Raw genomic sequence first — 6,059 nt, forward strand, 5'->3', positions numbered from 1 at the left:
CTTTAAAGCGTTTAATGTCGTGAATGTCAAAAGGGGCATCTTCTGGGTGATTCTGCTTTACTATGGCTACCGTGTCTTTAATTTTTCCGAGTCCTCGCTGACTTAAAATATCGAATTTATAAAGCCCAATATCTTCTGCAACCACCATATCAAATTGTGTGGTAGCATAGTTTTTAGGCGGTAAAAAGGTTGCTGTATAATAATGAATAGGTTTTTCTGAAATAATAATACCGCTGGAATGAATGCCCAAATAGTTTGGAAACCCTTGAATGTATTCGCTGTATTTTAAAACAAGTTGCGATAATTTGTCTAAACTATTAATATTGTATCTGCCTCTGGTAAGCACATCCATTTCAGATTTAGGCAAGCCGAAAACCTTACCTAATTCACGAACTGAAGCTTTGAATTTAAAAGTATTATAAACCGTTAAAAGCGCTGTATTTTTAAAGGTTTTAAAAATAAAGTCAGTAATATCATCACGGTCTGTCCATGAAAAATCAATATCAAAATCGGGCGGATTTTTTCGATACAGATTTATAAAACGCTCAAAATATAAATCGAGTTCTATAGGATCAACATCTGTAATTCGCAGTAAATAGGCAACAATACTATTGGCGCCACTACCTCTGCCAACGTAGAAATAGCCTTTGCTTCTGGCGTATTTTATAATTTTCCAATTGATTAAAAAGTAAGAAACAAAGTTTTTCTCTTTAATAATTTCTAATTCTTTCTTGATGCGATTATAAATAACATCGTCAGGATTTTCATAACGGTATTTTAAACCTTTGTAAGTCAGATTTTCTAATAATTTATAATCTAAAGATTCTGTTTTTGTGTACGATTTTTGATTGTTAGGTGTTTCTTGTGTAAAATCGAATGCAACGGTACAGTTACTTAATAAAGCCGCTGTGTTTTCTAGAAGTTTTGGGAACTCTTGATAGGTTTCATACAATTTATTATAAGACATCATTTTATCCGTTTCTTGGCCTTCTTCACTTTTAAGAAGCTTGCTTAATAAGCTGTTATTATCAATAGCGCGAAGTAAACGATGGGTGTTAAAGTCTTTTTTATTTTGAAACGAAACCGTTTTTAAAACAACCAGTTTGTGCTGTAGTTTGTTCCATTTTGAAAATTTAAGCGCGTTGAGGTCTTTCGGCTTAATGCCTAAAAACTCATGAGGTTTTAAGTGGTAATCTTTTGTTTTTTGATACGGATAAATAATATAGCAATCTTCTATGTCTTCCTCTGGCTGCTCAGGAATTTGTAGCTCTTGATTGTGTAAAAAATGAGATAGGTAACTATTAATATTTTGAAATCCGTTGTTGTTTTTCGCTATTAAAATAAACTGCTGTTGGGCACCATTTCTAAAATCGACACCAATAACAGGTTTAATGTTGTATTTATCAGAAAGGCGCACAAAATCTAAACACGCCGATGTATTATTAATATCGGTTAATGCAAGCGTATTTATACCATTAGCAGCCGCTATGGCAAGCAATTGTTTTGGCGCAATGGTGCCATAACGTAAGCTGTAATATGTGTGACAATTTAAATACATAATTTTTATAGGATTAACAAAATTAGCTACTATTTGTAGTTTTTGTTGCTTATATTTGTAGTAAATAATGTTAAAATTTTAAATAGCCTGTTTTAAATATGAAGCGCATTCAAACAAATATTAAGCATTTGCGAAGTCTTAAAAAATTTTCGCAAGAGCGTTTTGCTGAAGAGCTAAAATGGACACGCTCTATGGTTGGCTCTTATGAAGAAGGACGTTCAGAACCACCTATAGACCGATTGATTGAGTTATCTAATTACTTCGATATTCCGATAGATATTTTAGTGAAGAATGATTTGCGCAAAGCGAAAGACACCTCGTTTATTGAAGTTGGAAATAAGCGCATATTATTTCCCGTTACGGTAAGTGATATGGACGAAGATTTAATAGAAATTATTCCCACCAAAGCATCAGCAGGATATCTTCAAGGGTATGCAGACCCCGAATATATTGAGCAACTTCAAAAAATAAAACTTCCTTTTTTACCTACGGGTACGCATAGAGCGTTTCCAATAAGTGGCGATTCTATGCTTCCAGTAAAGGATGGGTCGTTTGTTGTTGCCCGTTTTGTAGATGATATTAAAAGTATTAAAAACGGGCGTACACACATCGTGCTTACTAAAAATGATGGCTTGGTCTATAAGCGTGTTTATAATAAAATTAAGGAGGAAGACAAGTTGGAATTGCATTCTGATAATAAAGCGTATGCACCATATAGTGTGCATCTTGAAGATGTATTGGAGGTTTGGGAGTTTACTTGCTGTATTAACACCCAAGAATACAGTAAAGAAGAGCTGAAATTAAGCAGTATTATGAGTATGTTTCAGGATTTAAAAGTTGAATTGAAATCTATTAAAGGTTCCGAAGCCTATTTTTAAGAATTAAACACGTTGTTTTCGCCTATTTGTTGTCCACTAAAAAACCTTAGGAAGACATATTTTTAAACGCTATATTTAGCATAAATAATAACCAGATGCTGTTACATAAATCAGAACCCTTAACTATTTTTAACCCAGAAGAATCAGATAACTTAGGGGCCGTTTTTTATGACACAGGAATTTCTGCTGGTTTCCCTGCACCTGCCGAAGATTTTAGTCAACAACGCTTATCACTAGATAATGAACTCGTAAAAAATAAAGAAACTACTTTTTATGCACGTGTAAGTGGGCAATCTATGATAGGAGCAGGACTAGATGATAACGATTTATTAGTAATCGATAGAAGTTTACAACCATCGCACAATAAAATAGCTGTTTGCTTTTTAGATGGTGAATTTACCGTAAAACGTTTAAAAGTTGATAACGAAGGCATATGGTTAAAACCAGAAAACCCTAATTATCCTATTATTAGAATCACAGATGCAAACGATTTTGTTATCTGGGGCATTGTAACCAATGTCATTAAAAAAGTATAATAATTTATTGTGGAAATTATTTATAAAAGATCCATTACCGATGAAGAATTATATCAAATTCTAGAACTTCAACTTAAAAATATTCCAACGTCGATTTCAGAAGATGAAAAGCTACAAGAAGGTTTTGTAACGGTTCGGCATGATTTCAAAAGTTTAAAATCTATGAATGATAAGTGCGCTCATATCATTGCAGTATATGATGAAAGCGTAGTTGGTTACGCCATATCTATGGTTAAAGATTTTAAAGATGACATAGCAGTTTTAAAACCGATGTTTACTTACATAGAAAACCATACACCTGATACTTTAAAATACATTGCAATGGGGCAAATATGCGTAGATAAAAAATTCAGAAAACAAGGTGTTTTTAGAGGTTTGTATAATAAAATGAAGCAGGAATTAAATTTAGAATATGATGCTATCATCACAGAGGTAGATAAAACAAACACACGTTCCCTTAATGCGCATTATGCAATTGGATTTAAAGAACTATATTCATACCGTTCAAAAAATCAAGATTGGGAAATTCTTATATGGGATATAAAAACAATCAACTAAAATTATTTTTATGGTAAACTTATCAGGTTTAGACATTGGTATCATTATCGCTTTTTTTGTAATCACACTTTTTATAGGTGTTTGGGTATCCAAGCAAGCAGGAAAAAGTTCAGCAGATTTTTTCTTATCTGGCAGAAATATGCCTTGGTGGTTATTAGGCGTATCCATGGTAGCAACTACTTTTGCTGCCGATACACCAGGATTGGTAACTGAACTGGTTAGAAAAAATGGCGTTTCAGGAAACTGGGTTTGGTGGGCTATGTTACTAACAGGAATGCTTACCGTATTTTTCTATGCTAAACTTTGGCGAAAATCAGGAATTACAACTGATTTAGAATTTTACGAATTACGTTATTCAGGAAAATCAGCCAGTTTTTTACGAGGTTTTCGAGCCATTTATTTGGGCGTCATATTTAATGTGATTACCATGGCGGGCGTTTGTTTAGCAGGCGCTAAAATTGCCAATATTTTATTGGGAATTTCTCAGCAAGAAGCGCTTTTATATTCCTCAATAATTGTTGTTATTTATTCGTCTTTAGGAGGATTAAAAGGGGTTTTAATAACAGATTTTCTTCAGTTTATATTAGCTATGGTAGGTTCCGTTTGGGCAACCATTTATATTGTGAATCTTCCAGAAATAGGAGGAATGCAAAATTTATTAAGTCATGAGAATGTAGCCGATAAACTCAATATTCTTCCAGACTTTTCAAACTCTGAAGCTTTAATTACATTATTTATTATTCCGTTTGCAGTACAATGGTGGAGTACTTGGTATCCTGGGGCAGAACCAGGAGGCGGTGGTTATATAGCACAGCGTATGCTTGCCGCAAAAGATGAAAAAAATGCTACTTGGGCAACCTTGTTTTTCAACTTTGCACATTATGCGCTTCGTCCTTGGCCATGGATTGTAGTTGGATTAGCATCTTTAGTCATATTTCCAAGTTTAGAAAGTATCAATACCGCATTTCCAAATTTAAATGCTGATATGCAAGGTCATGATGTTGCTTATGCAGCCATGATGACATATTTGCCTGCAGGATTAATAGGCATTGTTTTAACATCCTTAATTGCGGCTTTTATGAGCACTATTTCAACCCAATTAAACTGGGGAAGCTCTTATATTGTTAATGATTTTTATGGACGCTTTATTAATAAAACGGCTTCGGAAAAACAGAAAGTGTTAATTGGGAGAATTTCAACGGTTTTACTCATGGTTTGTGCTGCCTTATTTTCATTTTATATAAAATCGGCCAAAGATGTTTTTGATTTATTATTACAAATAGGAGCAGGAACAGGTTTATTATTTATAATGCGTTGGTTCTGGCAACGTATTAACCCGTTTAGCGAAATAGCGGCCATGGTTATTTCATTTGTAATTGCGGTTATATTTTTTATTAATGGCAAGTTAGATACACCTTGGTTTGAAATTGAAGGGCATATGCAATTGGTTTTGGGTGTGGTGATTACCACTATTGGCTGGGTTGCTGTGACACTATTAACCAAACAAAGTGATAACGAAACTTTAGTGAAATTTGAAACTTTAATTTATGGTAATGAAAGTAAGTTTAAAAACATAGGCTATAAAGTTCTAGCTTTCTTTTTGGGTGTTATAGGAACCTATAGTGTGTTATTTGCAACGGGTTATTTCATTTATGGCAAAACCATGTTAGCCGTTGGCTTAATTATCTTGGCTGTTGTGTGTTGCTTGTTATTGATTAAAAACTGGAAGAAAATTATATAGACTAATTATGAATATTGGCTCTTCAAATGAGAGTATAAAAAAAAGCCAAACGTTACGTTGGCTTTTTTTATATATTATTAAATGTATGTTTTAATCAGCTAAAACAATAATTTTATTGTCTTTCATTTCAATCGTTCCAGAATTTATTTTCAATAATGTTCTACCATTATCGCCTTTAGTAAATTTATCTTGAACTTCTTTTTTTAACTTAATGTTACCCAAAATTTTCACAAAGCCTTCTTTTAGTATAGAAACAATAGGAGCGTGATTGTTTAACATTTCAAAATCTCCATTTACTCCAGGAACAGCAACACTAGTTACTTCTCCACTAAATAAAGTTGCTTCAGGTGATACAATTTCTAAATACATAGTTAAACTTGTTTAACTACCCTGAATTTAGTTCAGGGTCTTATTAATGTTTATTCAAGATTCAATTTAAAAGATGCTGAAACAAGTTCAGCATTAGCTTCGGCTTATGCCTCAGCTAACATTTTATCTCCAGCTTCAATAGCTTCTTCAATGGTTCCTTTAAGGTTAAACGCTGCTTCTGGTAAGCGATCTAATTCACCATCCATAATCATGTTAAATCCTTTAATAGTTTCTTTAATATCAACTAAAACACCAGGAATACCAGTAAATTGCTCTGCTACGTGGAAAGGTTGAGATAAGAAACGTTGAACACGTCTTGCTCTACCAACTGCTAATTTATCTTCTTCAGATAATTCTTCCATACCAAGGATAGCAATAATATCTTGTAATTCTTTATAACGTTGTAATAACTCTTTTAC

6 protein-coding genes and 1 pseudogene are annotated in these 6,059 nt (G+C 33.2%); 4 read left to right on the plus strand and 3 right to left on the minus strand.

Annotation, left to right across the window (positions count from 1 at the left end; genetic code table 11):
- A partial coding sequence (locus tag WBN21_RS13415) for a PHP domain-containing protein (protein WP_424201105.1) occupies positions 1-1,558 on the minus strand: 1,558 nt, incomplete at its 3' end.
- A gap of 98 nt (positions 1,559-1,656) precedes the next feature.
- On the opposite strand from WBN21_RS13415, the gene WBN21_RS13420 reads away from it, so the two are divergent.
- From WBN21_RS13420 to WBN21_RS13435, 4 genes are all read left to right on the plus strand, one after another.
- Positions 1,657-2,436 (plus strand): XRE family transcriptional regulator, encoded by a 780-nt coding sequence (locus WBN21_RS13420; RefSeq protein WP_424201107.1) that lies wholly within the window; start codon positions 1,657-1,659, stop codon positions 2,434-2,436.
- Positions 2,437-2,531: 95 nt separating this feature from the next.
- Positions 2,532-2,972 (plus strand): LexA family protein, encoded by a 441-nt coding sequence (locus WBN21_RS13425; protein WP_424201109.1) that lies wholly within the window; start codon positions 2,532-2,534, stop codon positions 2,970-2,972.
- Positions 2,973-2,981: 9 nt separating this feature from the next.
- Positions 2,982-3,530, plus strand: a complete 549-nt coding sequence (locus WBN21_RS13430; RefSeq protein WP_424201111.1) for a GNAT family N-acetyltransferase — start codon at positions 2,982-2,984, stop codon at positions 3,528-3,530.
- A gap of 10 nt (positions 3,531-3,540) precedes the next feature.
- A complete protein-coding gene (locus tag WBN21_RS13435; RefSeq protein ID WP_424201113.1) occupies positions 3,541-5,271 on the plus strand; it encodes a sodium:solute symporter family protein in 1,731 nt (576 codons plus the stop codon).
- A gap of 90 nt (positions 5,272-5,361) precedes the next feature.
- On the opposite strand, the gene WBN21_RS13440 is transcribed toward WBN21_RS13435, so the two are convergent.
- The gene (locus tag WBN21_RS13440) at positions 5,362-5,640 is read right to left on the minus strand and encodes a F0F1 ATP synthase subunit epsilon (protein WP_424201115.1); all 279 of its coding nucleotides are present in this window, start codon (positions 5,638-5,640) and stop codon (positions 5,362-5,364) included.
- Positions 5,641-5,744: 104 nt separating this feature from the next.
- Positions 5,745-6,059 (minus strand): annotated as a pseudogene (locus WBN21_RS13445) (F0F1 ATP synthase subunit beta); the annotation flags it as partial.

The organism is Algibacter sp. (assembly GCF_049667265.1).
Lineage (GTDB): Bacteria > Bacteroidota > Bacteroidia > Flavobacteriales > Flavobacteriaceae > Algibacter_B.